Consider the following 21198-nt stretch of genomic DNA (forward strand, 5'->3'; position numbering starts at 1 on the left):
GTCTGGCCAGTGCTACCGCTTGTATTAAGCGGTAGCACTTCAATGATACAGCCGTAACCCTACCTTTGTGACTCTATTGCCATCCATTTGGCTAATTACCCATTGGATGCCATGCCAGTCGATATCATCCCCTACCACTGGGTAGCCTCCTACACGCAACGATACGAACTCACCCAAAGTGATGTTTCGCTCGCTCGGGCTCAGCGTCAAGCCATAAGCACTAGCCACTTCAACCATCATGGCTTCCCCATCCAATGTAAACGTACCAAAGAACGCTCGCTCGCGCTTGAGTCTCGCATCGCCGTTGAACAGGCGGTTGAGCGCAGGCAGGTCCGCCGCGCGGCCAATGACGCACAGCAGGTCTCCTAACCGCAATCGCGTGCTTCCCTTGGGGTGAAGCATGGTGTGCCTACGGTACAGGGCGGAGATCAAGGCGCCGGAAGGAAACCTCAATAATCGAATCGGCACATCTTCCAACGCCTCGTTTTCAACACGGTAAACGAACATCTCGTAATCGTTATCGGGCAGGATACCCAACGGGCCGCGTCTATCGGGCTCTACTCGTGAGGGGACGGTCACGTGTAGCCGATTCGCAACCAGAGACAAGGTGGTGCCTTGTATCATCAAAGACATCAGGACCACGAAGAAGGCGATATTGAAGTACAGGGCCGCGTTTTCGACGCCGCCAACGACGGGAAAGATCGCGAGTACGATAGGTACGGCGCCACGCAGGCCCACCCACGAGATGAACCCTACCTCTCTCCAGCGAAAACTGAAAAAGGGTTTGACCGCCAAGACCACTGCCAAAGGCCGCGCAACAAAAATCAAAACGGCGGCGAGCAGCGCACCCGGCAACGCATAATCGATCATCTCTGTCGGCGTGACCAGCATGCCCAGAACGAGAAACAAGCCTATCTGGCTCAACCAGGCCAAGCCGTCATGTACAGGAAGAATGAAATTGAGATGGCGTCCTGGCTGATTACCAATCATGAGCCCCGCCAGATAAATGGCCAGGAAGCCGCTACCGCCCAGAGCACTGGTCAGCCCGAACACGCAAAACCCCAAGGCAAGAGCAAGCAACGAGTACAGGCCCGGGGCAAGGTCCAATGAGCGTAACATCTTGCCCGAGAGCCATCCTCCTCCAATACCGATAGCCAGGCCTAGCCCGAACTGTTGAGAGAAAAGCCATAGCGTATCGAATGGCCCACCCATCTCGCCGGTCAGGATCTCAACGAGCGTGATAGTAAGAAAAATGGCCATGGGATCGTTGGTGCCGGACTCGATTTCAAGTGTGGCACCGACACGTTCATTGAGGTTGACCCCTTGTCCTCGTAGCATCGAGAAAACAGCAGCGGCATCCGTGGAGCCGACGATAGCTCCCACGAGCAGACCCTGCACGAGCGTTAGTTCAAAGGCCCAGGTTGCAAATATCCCTACGATCCCACTAGTGAAGAAGACGCCCAGCGTCGCGAGGGAAAGCGCCGGTTTGAGACCTACCCGGAACGTCTTCAGCCGAGTGCGCAAGCCCCCATCAAGCAGGATCATCGCCAGGGCGAGGTGGCCAATGATAAAGGCCAGGCCATAACTGTCGAACTCGATTCCTAGGATGCCGTCTTCTCCTGCCAGCATTCCCAGTGCGAGAAAAATCACGAGCAAGGGGAGTCCAAACAGCGACGACAGCCGGCTCGCGATAACGCTCAGCGCAATCAGCGAGCCAGTTAGAATAAAAAGGGTATTGATGCTATCCATAGCGGGGCCGTTAACGTATCAGCAAGTAGTATGCCACAACGCCGAAGCGCTCACGAAGTAGCGTGTCCGCACATCAACCCAGATACCCCGTTGAAGCCGCACTGGGAGCCATTTTGATACAATACTGGCCACTGTCTTTCGACAAACGCTAGACTATGCGGCCGCCTGGTTGCAGCGCCATTAAGAGGTAGGCATGAGATACGGGATATATCGGGCTCTGCCCGTGGCGTTGGCATTCTTTCTGGGTATGACCGGGCTGGCCCCTGCCGTAGGGCTTGGTGCAGAGAAATCCCTGAATGAGGTGGCGCTCCAGGCGGCCAAGGAAGTAGCCGGCCAGCCGCTCGCTGGTGAGGCTGACGTTAGTGACATAGACGCCATCTCGGACTCAAGCCCGTTGGTCATTAGCGGCGATCCCGAGCCTATCGTGCCTCCGCCGGAACATCCTGTGCGCGTTGCATTGGACTGGTACCTGACGCCTTATCATGCAGCTCTTGTCGTAGCCCGTGAGCGCGACCTGTTCAAGCGTGAAGGCCTTGAGGTCACTCTGATCCAGCCTGCTGATCCTACCGTACCACCCAAGCTTGTCGCGGCCCAGCACGTCGAGCTTGCCTTGACCTCACAGCCTCGTCTGCACCTGCTGGAAGATCAGGGACTCCCCTTGATCCGCGTAGGTACCTTGGTGCCAGCCCCTCTGGCGACGCTGCTGGTGCGTCAGGATGCCGGCCTCGAGTCCCTGGCACAAATCAAGGGTAAGACGGTGGGGTATGTCTTCGAGACGCCTGCAAGGTTGCTGCTTGACGGTCTTCTGGAGAAACATGCGTTGAGTGCCGAAGACCTGAACCTTCGGCAGACCGACTTCGGACTCAATACGACCCTTGCCGAGGGCGATGTTGATGCCGTCATCGGGGCGCTAAGACACGTCTCACGGCGCCAATTGGAAGAGACCGGCGTCAGGGTCAAGGAATTTCCCTTGGGTGAAACGGATATTCCCGTGTATGACGAATTGATACTGGTTGCCAATCACGATGTCCTGCAGCAGAATCGTCGCGATATTCAGCAATTTCTCGATGCGCTCGAGCATGCCACACTCTGGATAATCAACCATCCCGAGGAAGCTTGGGAATTAGTGAGAACTGCCGAGCCTGGCTTGGACACTGAAGCCAACGCACTTGCTTGGCCCGATGCCATACGTTACCTCGCCTTGCGTCCGGCTGCCGTTCAAGCACAACGGTACCAACAGCTTGAAACCTATCTTCTACAGCAGGGTCTGATTGAACATCGGACGCCAGCCAACCGACTAACCACCGACGTTACTCGGCCATAACAGAGCCAGAGTCCGGCCAGGTCGTATCGGTTGGCCTGTGATTTTCCCTCGCACTTATTCTTGTAATGCATCTCGCAAATAATGCCCTCAAGGCAATATGAACGATCAACCATTAGTTTTTCTCGACCTTGAAACCACTGGTACACGCACGACACGGGACCGAATCACGGAAATTGCGGCACTGCGTGTCGTTGATGGCGAGGTGACCGATCGATATGTCACGCTGGTCAATCCCCAGCTCAGCATACCCCCACATATCCAGCAACTGACAGGGATCAACGATGCCATGGTCAGCGATGCTCAACCGTTCGAAGCTTTGGCCAACGAATTCTTTGCCTGGTTGGGCAAGGATACAGTGGTGGCCCACAATGCTCGTTTCGATTACGGTTTTCTACGCAACGAGTTTGCCAGGGCCGGATTGGACTATACGGCTCGGACACTTTGCACGTTGAGGCTCTCTCGCCGGCTGGCACCAGAACATGCCCACCATAATCTTGATGCCCTGCTGTCTCGCCATGGCTTGTCGAACTACACGCGGCATCGTGCCGAGGGCGATGCCCGCGCGCTGATCGCTCTCTGGCAATGTTGGCATGAACGGCATCAAGAAGCGACGATCCGGGAGCTGGCACAGGCACAAATGCGCCGGGCTAGCCTGCCTGCCCACCTGGACCCAGCGCGTCTCGTCGACTTGCCGGAACGCCCAGGCGTCTATCTCTTCTATGGCGAGAATCGTGCTGTGCTGTACGTTGGCAAAAGCGTCAACCTACGCTCCAGAGTGCACAGTCACTTCAGCAATGACCTGCGCAATGACAAGGAGATGCGCCTGGTCCAGCAGATACATGATGTCGAATGGCGAGAAACCGCTGGTGATCTCGGGGCACAATTACTGGAAGCTCATCTGATCAAGCAGCTGATGCCGGTACACAACCGTATGCTGCGTCGCCGCAGCCGGCTGTCCAGCTGGAGCTGGCCAGAAGGAGACCCCTCGCCTACGCTCGTGGATCAGCAATGCCTGTCTTCCTCCGAACAGGCGATATATGGCCTGTTCCGCTCAAGGCATGACGCTACCAATGCCTTGAAGAAGATTGCTGTAGAGCACCGTTTGTGCGCACAAACGTTGGGGCTGGTTCGTGGTAAAGGGCGTTGCTTCGATCACCAGCTGCGGCGCTGCCTGGGAGCCTGCTGTGGTGAGGAGGCGCTGGCCTCGCATACAGAACGGGCACGCGAGGCAATGGAGCGGTTACGTGTTCATCAATGGCCCTGGCCGGGCCGGGTGGCATTCGGTGAGCTAAGTCATGACGGTGATCGAACCTGGCATATCGTCGATCACTGGTGTTATCTGGGCTCAGTTGAGTCGCTCGATACCGCTGAATTGGCAACCTTGGAAAAGCAAGCGCCCAGATTCGATGTGGATACCTACAAGATCCTCAACCGCTTTCTCGCCAGGCAGGACGATACGCTCGACATCCACCCCTTGAAATAACGGAACTTAGCTTGGACGCTGGGCCAGAAACCCGTTGACTGCTGACTGGAACGCCTCCGGCGTTTCGGAATGCAGCCAATGACCTGCTTCCAGTGTCACTACCTCTGCTTTCGGGAGTACCTGTCGCAAATAGGGTAGCAAGTCGTCGGTCACATAATCGGAACGGGAACCTCGCAGGACCAGCGTCGGACCACCGAACGCCCCCTCGCCTGCCGGCTCGGCAACGATGTCGGAATACGCGTTCTCGATTTCATCGAGCCCGACACGCCAGTGCATTACTCCTTCCTCGCCTCGCACCAGATTAGTAGCAAGGAACATTCGTGTCGCCGGTGTTTCTACATGCTCAGCCATCAGGCTATCCGCCTCCTTGCGTGAGCCTGGTCGCCCTTCTTCGACACGGCGCATGGCAGCGAAAATGCTGTCATGGCCGTGCCGATAAGCCACCGGCGCAATGTCGGCAACAACCAGAGACGCCAACCGTTCGGGGGCAAAGCGTGCGACACTAATCGCTACCTTGCCGCCCATCGAGTGGCCCAAAAGATCGCAACGTCCGATCCTCAGGGAATCCAGCAAGGCAATGACATCTTCGGCCATCGAGGCATAATCCATGGCAGATGCGTGGGGAGACCGGCCATGATTACGCAGATCCACGGCGATGACTCGCCGCTGTTCCTGCCATTGCTTGACATGCGAACGCCAGTTATCGGCACTGCCAAACAGGCCGTGGAGTACGACCAGCGGTAGAGTGTCGTCAGGCCCATTATCCTGATAGTGCAATGCGAGGGCTTTACTCATGTCGACTCCTTGTCAGATTCCTTCGGGTGATGGCCTGGCGCCCCAGTTCAGCAGGCGGCGAATCAACCAGCCCAACAATAACCCGTACATAGGCAAGAACAGTAGCAGGGATACCGTCAACTTGATGGCGTAGTCCACCCAGGCAATTTCTACCCAGTGGGTAGCCATGAAGGCGTCAGGCCCCTGATGGAAGGCAATCGCAAAGAAAGCAAAGGTATCGGCCAGGTTTCCAAATACGGTGGAAACCGCAGGCGCGACCCACCAGTGGGCGTTGCGGCGGAGGCGATCGAAGACCTGGATATCGAGCAATTGACCGATCACATACGCCATGAAACTGGCCAGCGCGATACGTGCCACGAACAGGTTGAACTCACCCAGCGCTGCCAGGCTGCGAAACTCGCCTTTTTCGAACAGTACCGAGACAACATAGGAAATTACCAAGGCAGGCAACATGACCCGAGCGATGATAATGCGTGCCGACCCCTTGCCGAACAGGCGTACGGTCAAATCAGTGGCCAGGAAGATGAACGGAAAGCTGAACGCTCCCCAGGTAGTGTGCATTCCGAACAGGGTGAACGGCAGTTGCACCAAGTAGTTACTGGCAGTAATCACCAAGATATGGAACGCTACCAAGGCCATCAGGCAGCGACGATATTGGGTATCGGTCAGCGTGAGCATGTGAGTCCTTTTTTGGCTTGCGAGGGGTGAGGGAACCCTCGTGGGATCAAGGAGCTGAAGCGGCGCCGTAGTGTACAGGAAAGCCGGTGCCCCTGCCCAATCGAGAAATGCCAAGGCCCACCAGGATTAAAGCTCATGGTGGGCCTTCAGTAACGCTCTGGGGACTTCTGTTTGATTAACTTAGGCGAGCCTTATGCGCATCGCCGACGTTTCGGTGGACCATGGTTTCTTGTACGTCTTGCAAGCTGGCCGGGTCGTCGATTGTCGAGGGCATGGCAAACTCTTCCCCATCGGCAATCGTCCGCAATAGCTTGCGCAAGATCTTGCCCGAGCGGGTCTTGGGCAGGCGTGAAACCACCAGCACCTGCTTGAAGGAGGCAACCGCGCCGATCTTGTCACGAACCAAAGAGACGAGCTCGCGTTCAAGCATGTCGATGTCACCGTCAAAGCCATCCTTGGGGATCACCAGGCCCAGCGGCACTTGCCCCCTCAGATCGTCATGGATACCAATGACAGCACACTCGGCAACGGCCGTATGAGAGCCGACGACCTCTTCCATCTCTCCTGTAGAGAGCCGGTGACCAGCAACGTTGATAACGTCATCGGTACGTCCCATCACGAACAGATAACCGTCCTGGTCGATATAGCCAGCGTCTCCTGTCAGATAATAGCCGGGAAACGCTGCCATGTAGGCGCCGTGGAAGCGTTTCGGGGCACGCCAGATCCCTGCCAGGCAGCCCGGTGGCATGGGCTCTTGTATAACTACACTCCCCTGCTCGCCGGGAGCGGCAGGCTCGCCACTCCTGTCCAGGATCTGGACGTCGAAGCCAGGCACAGGAACAGTTGCCGATCCTGCCTTGACGGGCATGGGATCGAGTCCCTGGAGATTGGCGGCGATAGGCCATCCCGTCTCTGTCTGCCACCAGTGGTCGATGACTGGCACCTTCAACAGATCATCAAGCCAATGGAAGGTAGGCGGATCGAGACGCTCTCCGGCCAGGAACAAGGTTCTAAGACAGGAAATATCATAGTTCTTCAACAGTACGCCGTCGGGGTCTTCTTTCTTGATGGCGCGAAAGGCTGTCGGAGCCGTAAAGAAGGCTTTGACTCGATACTCTGAAATCAGCCGCCAAAAGCTGCCGGCATCCGGTGTCTTTACGGGTTTCCCTTCGTAGATAACTGTGGTGCAGCCATATATCAAAGGGGCATAAACGATATAGGAATGCCCGACGACCCACCCCACGTCCGAGGCAGAGAAAAATACCTCTCCCGGTTTCATGCCATAGATGCGATCCATGGAGTAGTGCAAGGCAACGGCATGGCCGCCATTGTCACGAACGACCCCTTTGGGTTTGCCGGTAGTACCTGAGGTGTAAAGGATATAAAGCGGGTCGGTTCCCCGGACGGAAACACAGTCTACCATCTCGGCGGAGCTAACCAGGCCCTGCCAGTCATGATCCCTGTCCCCGAGCTCTGCCCTAGCCTGATCACGCTGCAGGATGATACACGCCGTCGGCTGATGATGGCTTTGGGCCAGTGCCTGATCCAGGATCGGCTTGTAAGGAAGAATACGGTCGACCTCGATCCCACAAGAGGCGGCGATCACGACGCGAGGCTCGGCATCATCGATGCGTACTGCCAGTTCATGAGCGGCGAACCCTCCGAAAACCACCGAATGCACGGCTCCCAGTCGAGCGCAGGCATACATGGCGATCAACGCTTCCGGGACCATGGGCATATAGATGACCACGCGGTCGCCCTTGCCCACACCCAAACTGGCCAGTGCACCGGCAAACCTGGCCACGTCGTCGCGCATTTCGCGGTACGTCAGGGTACGACGTTGTCCGGCTACCGGAGAATCCCAGTGAATCGCAGGCTGTTCGCCACGCCCACTTTCCACATGATGATCCAGCGCCACGTAACATGTATTCATTTCACCGTCGTCGTACCAGCGGGCGTGGTTCTGTTCATCATGGCTAAGTATGGTCTCTGGCAGCCTAAACCAAGGAATACGCTTAGCCTGCTCTTTCCAGAAAGCGTTAGGTTGCTCGATGGAGCGCTGGTGCTCGGCATGGTACGCGCGCATGGTTTTCCTACGTAATTATGATTGTCGGCGGAATGGGCTCACTAACTGAGCGGAGAACTATTGTTGACACTTTAGTGGAAAGCACGACATTTTCCGCTATACCAAAGGCTAAATATGACGAAAAGCCTTATGTAAGGAGAGCCTGTGAACCTTGGCGGGAACGAAATTGTCGACAATGCATGTAACGTTTCGTTTATTTAGCAGCAAAAAGTTATGTATTAGCGTTTAGCGCTTTACTGGCAAGGATTGGCGAAGTGCTTGAAGGTTCGCTAAATCAGAAGAGAGAGAAGGTTAGATTTCAAAGACCACATAAAGGGTACTTCCGATAGCTGCCATGAGGCATTGTTCTCCTCTTCGCCGTCGAGTCACGATGATGGTTAGCAAGCAGTCAACGTTGCGTGGAGTATCGTTACCCTTAGGAGACGTAACATGAGCACCCGTCAGCCCGCCACACAACTCCTGGATAAAGGCGACGGCGCTATTACGCATGCCACCAACCTCCTCAAGGCCATGGCCAACGAGAACCGCTTGCGTATTCTGTGCCTGCTCGACGATTCGGAATTATCTGTCTCTGAACTGAATGCCAGGTTGGCTCTGAGTCAGTCAGCTCTTTCGCAGCATCTAGCCATCTTGCGCCGCGAAGGATTGGTAGCGACGCGCCGCTCATCCCAAACGATCTATTACTCATTACAAGGCAAGGAATCCCGTGCTGTGATCGAGATCCTTGCCGATCTTTACGCTCTGTGAGCTGCTTTGCTGCAACACGACATTAGCTTGGCTTTGTTCGCGAGGGCCAAGGTATGGACAAGCCCATTACAAGCGAATCCTAGCGGCGCTGCCAGCGGCTGGCATCCACTACCTCGACCAACCGCTGCACACCGCGCTCTATGCCTAGCGAAACTGCTTTGCCCAAGCGCTCGGATAATCCTCGGCGCTTTTCCAGAGACAACAGGATTACTCGCGCCTGCTTCATGCGCTCAAGTAAATAGGCTTCACTGGTGCCTACCTCATCTACGAGTCCGTTCTCCACGGCTTCACTGCCATACCAGATCTCGCCGGTGGAAACAGCCTCAATATCAAGGTGAGGCCGGCGCTGGCCCACGAAGCGCTTGAAGAGCTGGTGCGTATTTTCCAGATCTTCCAGAAACTTCTCACGGCCCTCATCGGTGTTTTCACCCAGCACCGTCAGCGTGCGCTTGTACCGACCTGCCGTCAGCAGTTCGACATCGATATCATGCTTCTTCAAAAGGCGATGCACATTGGGTAGTTGGGCGACAACGCCGATCGAACCAATGACCGCAAAAGGTGCGGCCCGTAATCTGTCGCCACAGCAGGCCATCAGATAGCCTCCACTGGCAGCGACCTTGTCGATACATACGGTAGTGGTCACCCCCGCATCACGCAGCCGGTCGAGCTCAGCAGCGGCCAAGCCATACGCATGAACCAGGCCACCTGGTGACTCAAGGCGAATGACGACTTCGTCGCCCTGTTCCACTACGCCCAGCAATGCGGAGACTTCCTGAGAAAGCCGTGAGGTTGCAGATGCCTTGATATCGCCGTGAAAATCAATGACCCAAACAGATGCAGGACCTTTACCTTCGGCGTCCCTGGCCTGTGCTTCTTTCTTGTCGTCTTTCCTGAACCCTTTCAGCGCCGCCTTGCGCTGTTTTTTGCCCATGCGCGCCAAGCGGAGACGGCGCTGCCTGGACCGGTAGCGATCATTGAGTTCTTCGATACGAAGCTTGCTGCGCTCCACATTGCCTTTTGATCGCGTCATCGCCACGATGAACAGTCCCGCTACGATGACGAACGTAGCTACCTGGGCCAGAAACATGCCGTAATCGGCAAACCAGTCGTTCACACTTCCCTCCGTTTTCCTGTCGTCCTGATCAAAATTATTTCGATACCGCTGGGCAGGCTTGATTCAAACGGTTGTTTTAAATACTCTCGCACATGAACTACCTAACAGAATCAAAGGGCACCTCAATGGCCGATAGCGCTACCGTCATCGAAAGTCTCAAGTCTCGGTTCGATCCTGATGCCGCACAAGGCATGGATGACATATTCCAATTCAACATCAGCGATGCCGAGAACTATTACCTAGTCGTGCAGGACGGCACCATGGATGTTCACCAAGGTGAGCACGACGACCCCTCCGTGACCCTGTCTACTGACTCCAGCACACTCAAAGGGGTCATGAATGGTGACATCAACGGTATGCAGGCCTTCATGTCAGGAAAACTGAAAGCTAGCGGAAACCTCATGCTTGCTACCAAGCTGACCAACCTCTTTCCGAGCAGATAACCGCAACGGTGCGAGGTGCGACGATAGCAGGGCTCAGCGGACGCCAACCGACTTGAGATGGGTCTCGATCAAATCCCGCGATATCGAATACAGAGGCGGCAACTGGGGCAGATGGCGGGGAGAGAACCAGGCAGCATCGGCAATCTCGATGCCATCGATCGCAATGCGCCGGCTCGCCGCTTCCGCGAAATACCCCAACATCAAAGAATGCGGAAACGGCCAGGACTGACTTCGATAATAGGCAACCCGGCCGACATGCACTCCCACCTCCTCGAACACTTCACGTCGCACGGCATCCTCTGCGCTTTCTCCTGGCTCGATGAATCCCGCCAATGTCGAATAACGACCAGGGGGAAACCGTGGACTACGCGCCAGTAGCAAGTCTTCTCCGTAGGTCACCAAGGTGATGATGCATGGAGATATGCGCGGATAGTTACGAAGGCCACAGGCTGGGCATTGCACCGCGAATTCGGTCTCGATGCGCTGCATCAACGTACTGCAACGGCCACAGAACCGGTGATCGCGCTGCCAGGTAGCCACCTGCAAGGCGGTCGATATCAATACGGACTGTGAACCAGGCAATTGGGCGAGCCATTCTCTAGCCGGCAACCAATTGGCCTCACCTTCCTCGACGTTCAGAGCAACGGGCTCATCGTTCCAGAAGCCGAGAGGCTGTGCGTGATCTGGCCAGCGCGCTACGCTTGACAATATTCCCGGCTCATCGCCCGGCGCGATGGTACCCTGATTCCCAATCCGGACAAGCAAGCCTCCGGAGTAATCTTCTAACGAGGGAAGTTCGCGGCGAAACATCAGTGCACTGCCTGCCCAGCTTCTTCCTGCTGCCAGCCAGCCAACTTGTCCCACTGGCACTGACCGCTTTTCTCACGAATCTTGGCCAGTTTGGCGTGATGTGCCGCAAGCTCAGCCTCGCTGAGTCGCGTTACGGCCAGGGTCGGCCGGTCCACGGCCAAACGCCGAATGCCACTGGTCGTCCCGTTCTCGGTACCTGCATCCCGCGCTTCCGCATCGAGTAGCAGAGCCGTCTGCCCCCCGGTCATGGCGAGATAGACATCGGCCAAAATCTCGGCGTCCAACAATGCACCGTGCAGCACCCGGTGGCCGTTATCGATTTCGTAGCGCTTACACAGGGCATCCAGGCTGTTGCGTTGCCCCGGGTGCTTGTCGCGAGCAAGCTTCAGCGTATCGAGGACACCACAGTGGCTGGCAACCGGCCCCAGGCGGGGATCGCCACGCTTCGCATGCAGCATCTTGAACTCGTGATCGATGAAGCCTACGTCGAATGCCGCGTTATGAATGACCAACTCGGCGCCGCGAATGAAATCCCAGAACGCATCGGCAATTTCGGCGAAACGTGGCTCATTGGCAACACGCTCATTGGTGATGCCGTGAATCCCGATGGCTTCCGCTTCGATCTCCCGCTCGGGGTTGATGTACTGATGATAGGTGCGCCCCGTCAGACGTCGATTGATGACCTCGACAGCCCCGATTTCGATGAGACGATGGCCTTCCTTTGGGTCGATGCCCGTAGTCTCGGTATCCAGAACAATTTGGCGCATGCTGTAATCCGTAGAATCCTGTTAATTCTGGGCGACCTTGGCGGCATCTATGGCCTCATTGGCCAACGTGTCGGCGCGTTCATTGCCGGGATGGCCGCTATGGCCTTTCACCCAATGCCAGTTCAATTCGTGCTTACGGGTCTCTTCGAGTAGCTCCCGCCATAACTCAGCATTTTTTACCGGCTGTTTTGCTGCAGTTTTCCAGCCCCGCTTCTGCCAGCCGTGAATCCATTCGGTGATGCCTTTGCGCACGTATTGGGAGTCGGTGTACAACTCGACCCGGCAAGGCCGCTTGAGCTCGCGTAGTGCCATGATGGCCGCCATCAACTCCATGCGGTTGTTGGTGGTCATGGGCTCGAAACCGTTGAGCGTCTTTTCGTGTTGCCCGGAACTCAATATGGCCCCCCACCCTCCTGGACCCGGGTTTCCCCGACAGGCGCCGTCGGTATAAATAATCACGTCGGGGAGCGTCTTGTCATTCAACCTCTGTCAACCTCTCGCGTTCATGCTCGGTCACGATGCGTGGAGAGTTGCCTAGCAGCGAACGCCCAACGGCCGTAGCCGGCAGCCGCGGCCTGACTACCCTGGCCCATTGGACCCGGCGTCGTGCGCGTATCATGTATGTATCGCCCAATGGCAGGTTGTGGCGTCGCCCGAAAGACTCGAGCGAAGCATTGCGGGGCAAACTGCCAGGCATCCTGAAGCCGCAGTAGTCTACCCTTTCGATCTCGAAGTCGACAAACGCCAACCAGTCCTTGAGACGCCCAGGCGTTCGCCAACGACCCCGCCATGGCAGGGTATCCCGTGGCTTCAGCCAAGGCCGATTCAGGCCCTCCACACCCAGGGGCGACCAACCGAAGATAATGACGTAACCGTCATCGGCGACGACGCGAGTCGCTTCCTGTAATAACCGATGAGGCTCCGGCACGATTTCAAGAAGATGATGAATGACAACCAGAGACAGACAGTCATCGGGAAGTGCCAAGCGGTCGGTTGGGCAGACCAGGCAGGAAGAGTCTTCTGCCAATTCTCGAGTCGGCGCCCAGCACAGCGAATGCCGGATCGGGCACATATCGGTCAGACGAGGTGCCATTCCCATATGCAGGCTGTGAGCACCGAACAACCGCTCGCATACGGGTCCAAGGCATGCCCGTTCAGCTTGCCAGTGGGCTCGTCCGGTCGGTGATGACCAGTAACGGCGTCCTTCCTCGACCAACTGAGGCAGCGATTGGATAATATTCGAATTTGACACAGCGCTTCGATCCCCCCAAGGTTGTGCCATTTGCCCAGCCTGGGTTCAGGCCGATTCCACTATACTACGGCATGTAGCGTCCTGGCTGGCGATAACCGCGCTGAGGAATTATCGATCCATGATGAGCGTGATACCGATTCCCGCTTTCAATGATAACTATATCTGGCTATTACTACAGGACAACTCCCATGAGGTAGCTGTCGTCGATCCCGGCGATGCACGTCCGGTCATCGATTATCTGGAGCGCGAGGGTCTGCAGCTTACTACGGTGTTGGTAACACATCATCATCATGACCACACTGGCGGCTTGGCGGAACTCGCAAAACGCTACTCTCTTCGTATCATCGGTCCGGATAATCCACAGATCAAGGAGATCGATGAACACGTTGGGGAAGGCGATTCATGCCGTGTCCTGGGGCGCCGCTTCGAGGTGATGGCCGTGCCCGGACACACGCTCGATCACATTGCCTTTTTTGCTGCGGGTACACCTTCATTATTGTTTTGTGGCGATACGCTGTTCTGTGGTGGATGTGGACGTCTTTTCGAAGGCTCACCGGAGCAGATGTATCATTCACTGACACGCCTGACCAAGCTGCCCGAGGATACGATGGTGTTCGCGGCGCATGAATATACCTTGGCCAATTTGCGCTTCGCTCAAGCCGCCGATCCCGACAATCCGGCACGCGACAGGCATCTTCAGGAATGTCAGAGGGCGCGTGAATCGAACCGAGCGACCCTGCCCAGCACTATCGGTCGTGAGCTGCAGATCAACCCGTTCTTGCGTGTCGACGACAAGCGCGTCCAGGCGACAGCGGCAGCCCAGGGTCAAAGTGATACCCCCCTTGCCACGTTCACGACATTGCGAGCCTGGAAAGACAATTTCTAGCTTCGAACAATCCAACCTTCGCTCACAAGGAATCGTCCTATGAGTGACCGATCGACCCGCCGCCAGGCCATAAGCCTGGCGAGCGGTTTCATATTGTCCCTGACGACACTGGCCAATACAGCGCAGGCACAGCCTGAGCCCCCCACCGCTCCCTTCTGGGATGCCCTGTTACTGGAAACTGCCACGCAAGGCGATATCTGGCAGCGTTTACGCGACAATTTCCAGTGGCAGGTTGATACTCAGGAGCCTCGGGTTCAGGAATGGATCGACTATTACCGTCAACGTCCGGGTAACGTTACGGCAATCGCCGAACAGGCCCGCCCTTGGCTTTACTGGGTAATCAGTGAGCTGGAAAGACGTAATATGCCAGCTGAACTCGCCCTGCTGCCCTTCATTGAAAGCGCTTATGATCCGGCTGCGCGTCACCCCGGCGGAGCAACGGGCATGTGGCAACTGATGCCAGGCACCGGCGATGCGCTCGGATTACGACGGGACTGGTGGTATGACGGCCGCCTCGATGTTATCGCCTCGACCAAGGCAGCCCTCGATTATCTTCAGCAGCAGGCGGACCGTTGGTACGACGGTGATCTGGAACTTGCCCTGGCGGCCTACAATGCCGGACCGGGAAGGGTGAATCAGGCGAGACGCGAGGCCGTGGCACGGGGCAAACCTGGTGACTACTGGCACCTGCACCTACCCAACCAGACCATGGATTATGTTCCCAAACTGCTGGCCTTATCCCGCCTGATTGCCAAGCCGAGCCGCTACGGCATTGCCTTGCCTAGCATCCCCAACCAGGCGGTATTCGCACGCGTTTCCATAGACGGGCAGTTCGACCTGGCCCAAGTGGCTGATTTGGCGGATGTCAGTCTTACACGTCTCAAGGCGCTCAATCCTGGGCTCCTCCGTGGCAGTACCCTTCCCGAGGATTCTCCAGACCTACTGATACCGCGAGCCGCCAAAGAGACTGTCACAGAGGCCTTGCTAGAGCAAAGCCAGGTCACAACGCGCTGGGCACAGTATCGCGTACGCCGCGGCGACACGCTGTCAGTTCTGGCATCGCGTTATTCCGTTTCGGTACCGGAATTGCGTAGACATAACAACCTGCGTAGCGACGTGATCCGTGTTGGGCAGGTATTGCGCATTCCCGACGAGGCGAGTGACAGCGCGCTGGCATCGGCCACAAATGGCGAGCAACGAGTCGTGCAGGTTCGTGCCGGAGATAGCCTTTCGCGTATTGCGGCAAGGCATGACGTCACAACAGCCGACCTCATCCGGTGGAACCAATTGGATACCGATCAGTATTTACAACCCGGCCAGCTGCTGACACTTTATTCTCAGTAAATCAGCTCGTTCGAGCCGGACTGTAAAAGGAAGTGTCATGTCGCGTATCGTTAAGGCTGCCCTGACGGCAGTGATCTTGTCATTGCCGGGTGTCACGCTGGCAGCCATGGCTCAGGAGACTCCTACCGTACACGCCCTCGCCATGTACGATGAGCCTGAGTTACCTGCGGGCTTTGATCACTTCGCCTATGTTAACCCTGAGGCTCCGGTAGGCGGGGAACTGGTGCGTGCAGCCACTGGCAGCTTCGACTCGACCAATCCTTTCATCGTCAAGGGAACCCCCGCCAGTGGGCTCATGGAGATTTATGACACCCTGATGGTGCAGAACCCGGACGAGCCATTCACCATGTATGGCCTGCTTGCTGAAGGCGTACGCCTGGATCCGGACCGCCGCTGGATGGAGTTCGACCTGCACCCCGAGGCGCGGTTCCACGACGAGACGCCAGTACGCGCCTCGGACGTTGTCTTCAGCTTCCGCCTACTGCGCGATGAAGGCGCTCCCTTCTATGCTGCTTATTACGCTGATGTGACGTCTGCACAGGCCATCGATGAAGATACTGTCCGCTTCGATTTTGCAGAGGATAATTCACGCGAGCTGCCACTGATCCTCGGTCAACTGCCTATCCTTCCGGAGCACTACTGGAAAGGCCGCGACTTCGCGACACCTACCCTCGACCCGCTGCTGAGCTCAGGCCCCTATCGTATCGCCGAGGTCGACCCAGGACGACGCATCGTCTATGAGCGCGTCGGCGACTACTGGGGCAAGGATCTGCCAGTAAACCGTGGGCGTCACAACATCAAGCGCTTGATCTTCGACTATTATCGCGACCAGACGGTGGCACTGGAGGCATTCAAGGCAGGTAATCTGGACATGCGTGTCGAATCCAGTGCGCGCAATTGGGCCACGGCGTATGACTTTCCAGCCGTCGAGCAGGGACATGTCAAAAAACTGCTGATTCCCGATGGGCAACCTGCGGGTATGCAAGCCTTCGTCATGAACTTGCGCCGTGACAAGTTCAAGGATGCCCGCGTTCGGGAAGCGTTTAACCTGGCTTTCGATTTCCCTTGGCTGAACGACAACCTGTTTTACGGCGCCTACGAACGAACGCACAGCTACTTCGAAAACTCCCCCATGGCGGCAGAAGGCCTGCCCAGCGACGGCGAGCTGGCCCTGCTCGAGCCCTACCGTGACCAGTTGCCCGAAAACGTCTTCAAAAAATCGCTCCCGATTGAACACCCGCAAGACCTGCGTCCGCGTCTGCGTGAGGCGCTGGGCTTGCTGAGGAACGCCGGCTATGAAGTGCATAACGGCGAGCTGGTCAACCGCAAGACCGGGGAGCCCTTCACGCTTGAAATCTTACTCTACGATGCGCAGTTCGAGCGCATCGTACAGCCATTGCTGACCAACCTCGAGCGAATCGGAGTACAAGGCAAGATCCGTATCGTCGACGTCAACCAGTACTTGAATAGGCTGCGTAATTTCGATTACGACATGATCGTGGGAAGTTTTCCGCAGTCAGCCAATCCCGGTAACGAGCAGCGCGAATACTGGACCACGCCGTATGCCGACCAACCCCAGAGCCGCAACCTCATTGGTTTGAAAAACCCGGTGATCGATGCGCTCGTGGAGCAGCTCATTCGTGCCCATACCCGTGAGGAACTGGATACAGCTGCGCAAGCACTCGATCGGGTATTGCGCTGGGGGTTCTATGTGATCCCGCAATACCACCTTGCAGCAACGCGTGTGGCCATCTGGGACAAGTACGGCTACGCCGACCCCTTCCCCGAGTATAACCTGGACCTGTCGGCCTGGTGGGTCGACCCCGAGCGCGCCAAGGTCATTAATCAACGCCAGCATGGCGGCCGCTGAACCGGAGATTCGTCATGGCTGCCTATGTTCTACGTCGCCTGCTGCTGATGATTCCCACCCTGCTGGGGATCATGTTGTTGAATTTTGTGATCGTGCAGGCAGCCCCTGGCGGCCCCATAGACCAGATCCTGGCGCGCTACCAGGGGTTGGATAGTGCCGCCAGTACACGGATGAGCGGTGGCGGTGGCGATACAACGGGCGGGGCTGAGTCACGTGGGTCACGAGGTGTCGACCCACGTTTCATCGCAGCACTCGAGGAGCAGTTTGGCTTTGATGAGCCGGCACATGTCCGATTCATGAATATGATTGCCGATTACGTAACCTTCGATTTCGGCACCAGTTTTTTTCGGGATCGCCCCGTCATCGATCTGATGATCGAACGACTTCCCGTTTCGATTTCGCTCGGGCTATGGACGACCCTGCTGGTCTACTTAATCTCGATCCCGCTGGGGATCCGCAAGGCGCTGCATCACGGCTCGAAATTCGATGTCTGGACGTCGGGGTTGGTCATTGTCGGTTATGCCATCCCCGGTTTTCTATTCGCGATTTTGCTCATTGTCCTCTTTGCCGGTGGCAGCTACTGGGATGTTTTCCCGCTACGCGGCCTGACCTCGCCCTACTTCGATGAATTGAGCCTGATAGGTAAAATCGGTGATTACTTCTGGCACATTACGCTGCCGGTAGTGGCCGCGGCCATTGGCAGTTTTGCGACGCTAACCATGCTGACCAAGAACAGCTTTCTCGACGAGATCCACAAGCAATACGTGCTCACTGCTCGGGCCAAGGGAGCCAGCGATAGCAAGGTGCTTTATGGGCACGTCTTCCGCAACGCAATGCTAATCATCATTGCCGGACTGCCTTCGGCCCTGGTGGGAATCTTCTTTACCGGTGCGCTGCTGATTGAGGTCATTTTCTCGCTCGACGGGCTAGGCCTGCTCGGCTTCGAAGCCGTCATGCAACGCGATTATCCGGTCATTTTCGGAACGCTGTATCTCTATACGCTGATCGGGCTGATACTCAAGCTTATTTCCGACTTGACCTATGTATGGGTCGATCCACGTATCGACTTCGAAACGAGGGACTCCTGATCCATGCTATCGCGTTTTCAGTCAGGCCTATCTCCGATCACCAGGCGACGTATCGCAGTCTTTCGAGGCAACCGCCGGGCGCGATGGTCGCTCTGGCTCTTCGTGCTTTTTTTCGCGATCAGCCTAGGCGCAGAACTCATCGCTAACGACAAGCCTATTCTCTTGCAATATCAGGATCGTTGGTACACACCGCTGTTCGTCGATTATCCAGAGACCGAATTTGGGGGGTTTCTGCCCACCAAGGCTGATTACCGGGATGAGTTCGTCTATGACGAGATTGCCGCTAATGGATGGATGCTCTGGCCACCCATTCCTTTCAGCTATGATACGCTGGATCGCAACCTTTCCCACCCTGCCCCCTCGCCGCCAACCTGGCGGCATTGGCTGGGTACCGACGATCAGGGCCGCGACGTCTTGGCCAGGGTCATCTATGGTTTTCGGCTCTCGGTCATCTTCGCACTGGTATTGACCGCCGGGTCGCTGGTACTTGGTGTACTCGTTGGGGGCATTCAGGGGTACTTCGGTGGCAAGATCGACCTGATCGGCCAGCGCTTTACGGAAATCTGGGCCGGATTACCCGTGCTTTTCCTGCTGATCATTCTGGCAAGCCTGGTCGAACCCAATCTTTGGTGGCTACTGGGCATCATGCTGCTCTTCTCATGGCTGGGGCTCGTGGATATCGTACGAGCGGAATTTTTACGGGCACGCAATCTGGAGTACGTACGCGCCGCTCGCGCGCTAGGATTGCCGTCCTATCTGATCATGTGGCGACACGTCTTGCCCAATGCCATGGTCGCTACCTTGACCTTCGTTCCCTTCCTGTTCACGGGCGCGATCACTACCTTGACCGCGTTGGATTTCCTGGGCTTCGGCTTGCCGCCCGGCTCTCCCTCGCTGGGTGAGTTGGTCGCCCAAGGTAAGAATAATCTTCAGGCTCCCTGGCTGGGGATTACTGCCTTCATCACCCTGAGTCTGATGCTGTCTCTGCTGGTGTTCATCGGCGAAGGCTTACGCGATGCCTTCGATCCACGGCATATCCTCGCCCCCATGCAACCGGATACCGAAACGTCCATGGCGCCGCTCACCAAGGAGCCTGCCGATGAGCGCTGACACCGTATTCTCATTGAATCGCTTTAGCATCGCCTTCGGAAACATGACCGTGGTCGAGGACCTTTCTCTTGAAATTCGTCGTGGCGAAACATTGGCGCTGGTAGGCGAGTCCGGTTCCGGCAAGTCGGTCAGTGCCTTGGGCGCCATGGGACTGTTGCCAGAGAGTGCGCGTGTGACCGGTGAGCGTCGACTTTCAGATGTCGATCTTTCACAGCTCAGTGCGAAGGACTGGCAGCGGGTACGCGGCAATCAGGTCGGCTTCATTTTCCAGGAGCCAATGACCTCGCTGAATCCCCTGCACACCATTGCCAAACAGATTGGCGAAACGCTACGTCTTCACCAAGGGCTAACTAGCCGCGGAGCTCGCGAGCGCGTCCGTGAGCTGCTTGTGCAGGTAAAGTTGCCCAGGCCGGATGAATTACTCGATGCCTGGCCTCATCAACTCTCCGGGGGGCAGCGTCAGCGCGTCATGATCGCCATGGCTATTGCCAACCGCCCCAGACTGTTGATCGCGGACGAGCCAACAACGGCACTTGATGTGACGGTGCAGCAAGACATTTTGGCCCTACTGGCCGAACTCCGCGAGTTGCATGGTATGGCCCTGTTGTTCATCACCCATGATCTAAACCTAGTTCGTCGCCACGCCGACCGTGTCTGTGTTCTCTACCGTGGCCAGGTGCAGGAAAGCGGATCTGTCGAAGAGGTCTTCCAGCGGCCCAAGAGCGCATATACGCGCGCGCTGCTGGATGCCGAGCCGGAAGGGCGCCCCGTCGAGCTTCCCGATACGGCCTCCCCCTTACTCGAAGCCCGCGAACTGGAAGTGTCCTACGCGAGGCCCAAGCGCCTTTTTGCGCGGGGACGCGCTCCATTTATGGCTGTACAGCCGCTTAATCTACATGTGCAGCGTGGTGAGACTCTCGGCATCGTTGGCGAATCCGGCTCGGGCAAGACCACCTTGGCCATGGCGCTGCTACGTCTGACAGGCTCGACAGGCCAGATCGCCTTCGATGGGGAACGTATCGATAACCTCAAGGGCAATGAGTTGCGTAAGCGGCGTGGTAACTTCCAAGTCGTTTTTCAGGACCCATTTGGCTCGCTGTCGCCACGCATGCCTGTCGCCGATATTGTCAGCGAGGGACTGCGCTTCCATTACCCCGATCTGGACGATAACGAAGTCAGCCAACGTGTCACGAGAGCGCTTCATGAAGTCGGGCTGCCTGCCGATTGTACCGCTCGATATCCGCATGAGTTCTCGGGAGGCCAACGTCAACGTATCGCGGTCGCACGAGCTATTATTCTGGAACCGCAGCTGCTGGTTCTCGATGAGCCCACGTCGGCTCTTGATCGGACTGTTCAGAAGCAATTGATCGAGTTACTGCGTGACCTCCAAGCCCGGCGAGGCTTGAGCTACCTCTTCATCAGTCACGACTTGGCAGTAGTCCGTGCCATGGCGCATCGTGTCATTGTTCTCAAGGATGGCGCTGTTATCGAACAAGGTAGTTGCGAGCAAGTGCTGCATGCCCCTCGCAGTGAATATACACAAGCGTTGGTCGATGCAGCGGGTCTGACCATTTAGTTCGAATTACAGAAACTTGCTTACTACCTACTGAAGAATTCATCCTTTCTTTTTGTGTTCAAATAATAGATAACGG

Annotated in this window: 19 protein-coding genes; 10 read left to right on the forward strand and 9 right to left on the reverse strand. The window is 56.7% G+C overall.

Features of this window, described 5'->3' with window-relative positions:
- Positions 1-39: 39 nt before the first annotated feature.
- Entirely contained in the window at positions 40-1749 is a 1710-nt protein-coding gene (locus F568_RS0105615) for a potassium/proton antiporter (RefSeq protein ID WP_019017733.1), read from the reverse strand.
- A 193-nt stretch (positions 1750-1942) separates the two neighbouring features.
- On the opposite strand from F568_RS0105615, the gene F568_RS0105620 reads away from it, so the two are divergent.
- Together F568_RS0105620 and F568_RS0105625 are read left to right on the forward strand one after the other, a co-directional pair.
- Positions 1943-3073, forward strand: coding sequence for an ABC transporter substrate-binding protein (locus tag F568_RS0105620; RefSeq protein ID WP_019017734.1), 1131 nt, complete (start codon positions 1943-1945; stop codon positions 3071-3073).
- A 97-nt stretch (positions 3074-3170) separates the two neighbouring features.
- Positions 3171-4556: a 3'-5' exonuclease family protein gene (locus tag F568_RS0105625; protein WP_019017735.1), complete on the forward strand. Its 1386-nt coding sequence runs from the start codon at positions 3171-3173 to the stop codon at positions 4554-4556.
- 6 nt (positions 4557-4562) lie between these two features.
- On the opposite strand, the gene F568_RS0105630 is transcribed toward F568_RS0105625, so the two are convergent.
- The 3 genes from F568_RS0105630 to F568_RS0105640 all read right to left on the reverse strand — a co-directional run bounded on the left by F568_RS0105630 (position 4563) and on the right by F568_RS0105640 (position 8115).
- Positions 4563-5351, reverse strand: a complete 789-nt coding sequence (locus F568_RS0105630; protein WP_019017736.1) for an alpha/beta fold hydrolase — start codon at positions 5349-5351, stop codon at positions 4563-4565.
- Positions 5352-5363: 12 nt separating this feature from the next.
- On the reverse strand, positions 5364-6029 hold the full coding sequence (locus tag F568_RS0105635; RefSeq protein ID WP_019017737.1) for a 7-cyano-7-deazaguanine/7-aminomethyl-7-deazaguanine transporter: 666 nt from the start codon (positions 6027-6029) through the stop codon (positions 5364-5366).
- Positions 6030-6204: 175 nt separating this feature from the next.
- Positions 6205-8115 carry a propionyl-CoA synthetase gene (locus F568_RS0105640; RefSeq protein WP_019017738.1) on the reverse strand — a complete coding sequence of 637 codons (1911 nt, stop codon included), beginning with the start codon at positions 8113-8115 and terminating at the stop codon, positions 6205-6207.
- A 429-nt stretch (positions 8116-8544) separates the two neighbouring features.
- Between F568_RS0105640 and F568_RS0105645 the strand changes: the two genes are divergently transcribed.
- Complete coding sequence (locus tag F568_RS0105645) at positions 8545-8862, forward strand: ArsR/SmtB family transcription factor (RefSeq protein WP_019017739.1); 318 nt, start codon at positions 8545-8547, stop codon at positions 8860-8862.
- A 79-nt stretch (positions 8863-8941) separates the two neighbouring features.
- Here the strand turns inward: F568_RS0105645 and sohB are convergent, their stop codons facing one another.
- A complete protein-coding gene (gene sohB, locus F568_RS0105650; RefSeq protein ID WP_019017740.1) occupies positions 8942-9976 on the reverse strand; it encodes a protease SohB in 1035 nt (344 codons plus the stop codon).
- Positions 9977-10101: 125 nt separating this feature from the next.
- Here sohB and F568_RS0105655 point away from each other — a divergent pair, with 125 nt between their 5' ends.
- Positions 10102-10419, forward strand: coding sequence for an SCP2 sterol-binding domain-containing protein (locus tag F568_RS0105655; RefSeq protein WP_019017741.1), 318 nt, complete (start codon positions 10102-10104; stop codon positions 10417-10419).
- 33 nt (positions 10420-10452) lie between these two features.
- Here the strand turns inward: F568_RS0105655 and nudC are convergent, their stop codons facing one another.
- The 4 genes from nudC to F568_RS0105675 are packed head-to-tail and all read right to left on the reverse strand — an operon-like array spanning position 10453 to position 13248.
- Positions 10453-11229 (reverse strand): NAD(+) diphosphatase, encoded by a 777-nt coding sequence (gene nudC / locus F568_RS0105660; protein WP_019017742.1) that lies wholly within the window; start codon positions 11227-11229, stop codon positions 10453-10455.
- Entirely contained in the window at positions 11229-11996 is a 768-nt protein-coding gene (dnaQ, locus tag F568_RS0105665; protein ID WP_019017743.1) for a DNA polymerase III subunit epsilon, read from the reverse strand. Before dnaQ ends, nudC begins: the two co-directional genes overlap by 1 nt.
- A gap of 21 nt (positions 11997-12017) precedes the next feature.
- Positions 12018-12479: a ribonuclease HI gene (rnhA, locus tag F568_RS0105670; protein WP_019017744.1), complete on the reverse strand. Its 462-nt coding sequence runs from the start codon at positions 12477-12479 to the stop codon at positions 12018-12020.
- On the reverse strand, positions 12472-13248 hold the full coding sequence (locus F568_RS0105675) for a methyltransferase domain-containing protein (protein WP_026300351.1): 777 nt from the start codon (positions 13246-13248) through the stop codon (positions 12472-12474). Before F568_RS0105675 ends, rnhA begins: the two co-directional genes overlap by 8 nt.
- 118 nt (positions 13249-13366) lie before the next feature.
- Between F568_RS0105675 and gloB the strand changes: the two genes are divergently transcribed.
- Genes gloB through F568_RS0105705 form a run of 6 tightly spaced genes read left to right on the forward strand, consistent with a single transcriptional unit; the run spans position 13367 to position 21122 of the window.
- Complete coding sequence (gene gloB, locus F568_RS0105680) at positions 13367-14134, forward strand: hydroxyacylglutathione hydrolase (RefSeq protein ID WP_019017746.1); 768 nt, start codon at positions 13367-13369, stop codon at positions 14132-14134.
- A 39-nt stretch (positions 14135-14173) separates the two neighbouring features.
- Positions 14174-15478, forward strand: a complete 1305-nt coding sequence (locus F568_RS0105685; RefSeq protein WP_019017747.1) for a LysM peptidoglycan-binding domain-containing protein — start codon at positions 14174-14176, stop codon at positions 15476-15478.
- A gap of 37 nt (positions 15479-15515) precedes the next feature.
- Positions 15516-17348, forward strand: a complete 1833-nt coding sequence (locus tag F568_RS0105690) for an extracellular solute-binding protein (RefSeq protein WP_019017748.1) — start codon at positions 15516-15518, stop codon at positions 17346-17348.
- A gap of 14 nt (positions 17349-17362) precedes the next feature.
- Positions 17363-18436, forward strand: coding sequence for a microcin C ABC transporter permease YejB (locus F568_RS0105695; protein ID WP_019017749.1), 1074 nt, complete (start codon positions 17363-17365; stop codon positions 18434-18436).
- Between the two features lie 3 nt (positions 18437-18439).
- Positions 18440-19546 (forward strand): ABC transporter permease, encoded by a 1107-nt coding sequence (locus F568_RS0105700; protein WP_019017750.1) that lies wholly within the window; start codon positions 18440-18442, stop codon positions 19544-19546.
- A complete protein-coding gene (locus tag F568_RS0105705) occupies positions 19536-21122 on the forward strand; it encodes an ABC transporter ATP-binding protein (protein ID WP_019017751.1) in 1587 nt (528 codons plus the stop codon). The genes F568_RS0105700 and F568_RS0105705 overlap by 11 nt, the downstream gene beginning before the upstream one ends.
- Positions 21123-21198 lie beyond the last annotated feature (76 nt).

The sequence above is a fragment of the Modicisalibacter luteus DSM 23508 genome, assembly GCF_000378505.1.
Taxonomy (GTDB): domain Bacteria; phylum Pseudomonadota; class Gammaproteobacteria; order Pseudomonadales; family Halomonadaceae; genus Modicisalibacter; species Modicisalibacter luteus.

What these genes read in the sequence shown, in the direction of transcription:
- dnaQ (WP_019017743.1), bottom strand. Translation starts at nt 11,996, where the DNA reads ATGCGCCAAATTGTTCTGGATACCGAGACTACGGGCATCGACCCAAAG.
- F568_RS0105640 (WP_019017738.1), bottom strand. Translation starts at nt 8,115, where the DNA reads ATGCGCGCGTACCATGCCGAGCACCAGCGCTCCATCGAGCAACCTAAC.
- F568_RS0105655 (WP_019017741.1), top strand. Translation starts at nt 10,102, where the DNA reads ATGGCCGATAGCGCTACCGTCATCGAAAGTCTCAAGTCTCGGTTCGAT.
- F568_RS0105615 (WP_019017733.1), bottom strand. Translation starts at nt 1,749, where the DNA reads ATGGATAGCATCAATACCCTTTTTATTCTAACTGGCTCGCTGATTGCG.
- F568_RS0105705 (WP_019017751.1), top strand. Translation starts at nt 19,536, where the DNA reads ATGAGCGCTGACACCGTATTCTCATTGAATCGCTTTAGCATCGCCTTC.
- gloB (WP_019017746.1), top strand. Translation starts at nt 13,367, where the DNA reads ATGATGAGCGTGATACCGATTCCCGCTTTCAATGATAACTATATCTGG.
- F568_RS0105630 (WP_019017736.1), bottom strand. Translation starts at nt 5,351, where the DNA reads ATGAGTAAAGCCCTCGCATTGCACTATCAGGATAATGGGCCTGACGAC.
- F568_RS0105685 (WP_019017747.1), top strand. Translation starts at nt 14,174, where the DNA reads ATGAGTGACCGATCGACCCGCCGCCAGGCCATAAGCCTGGCGAGCGGT.
- F568_RS0105695 (WP_019017749.1), top strand. Translation starts at nt 17,363, where the DNA reads ATGGCTGCCTATGTTCTACGTCGCCTGCTGCTGATGATTCCCACCCTG.
- F568_RS0105645 (WP_019017739.1), top strand. Translation starts at nt 8,545, where the DNA reads ATGAGCACCCGTCAGCCCGCCACACAACTCCTGGATAAAGGCGACGGC.
- F568_RS0105690 (WP_019017748.1), top strand. Translation starts at nt 15,516, where the DNA reads ATGTCGCGTATCGTTAAGGCTGCCCTGACGGCAGTGATCTTGTCATTG.
- F568_RS0105700 (WP_019017750.1), top strand. Translation starts at nt 18,440, where the DNA reads ATGCTATCGCGTTTTCAGTCAGGCCTATCTCCGATCACCAGGCGACGT.
- F568_RS0105620 (WP_019017734.1), top strand. Translation starts at nt 1,943, where the DNA reads ATGAGATACGGGATATATCGGGCTCTGCCCGTGGCGTTGGCATTCTTT.
- F568_RS0105625 (WP_019017735.1), top strand. Translation starts at nt 3,171, where the DNA reads ATGAACGATCAACCATTAGTTTTTCTCGACCTTGAAACCACTGGTACA.
- nudC (WP_019017742.1), bottom strand. Translation starts at nt 11,229, where the DNA reads ATGTTTCGCCGCGAACTTCCCTCGTTAGAAGATTACTCCGGAGGCTTG.
- F568_RS0105635 (WP_019017737.1), bottom strand. Translation starts at nt 6,029, where the DNA reads ATGCTCACGCTGACCGATACCCAATATCGTCGCTGCCTGATGGCCTTG.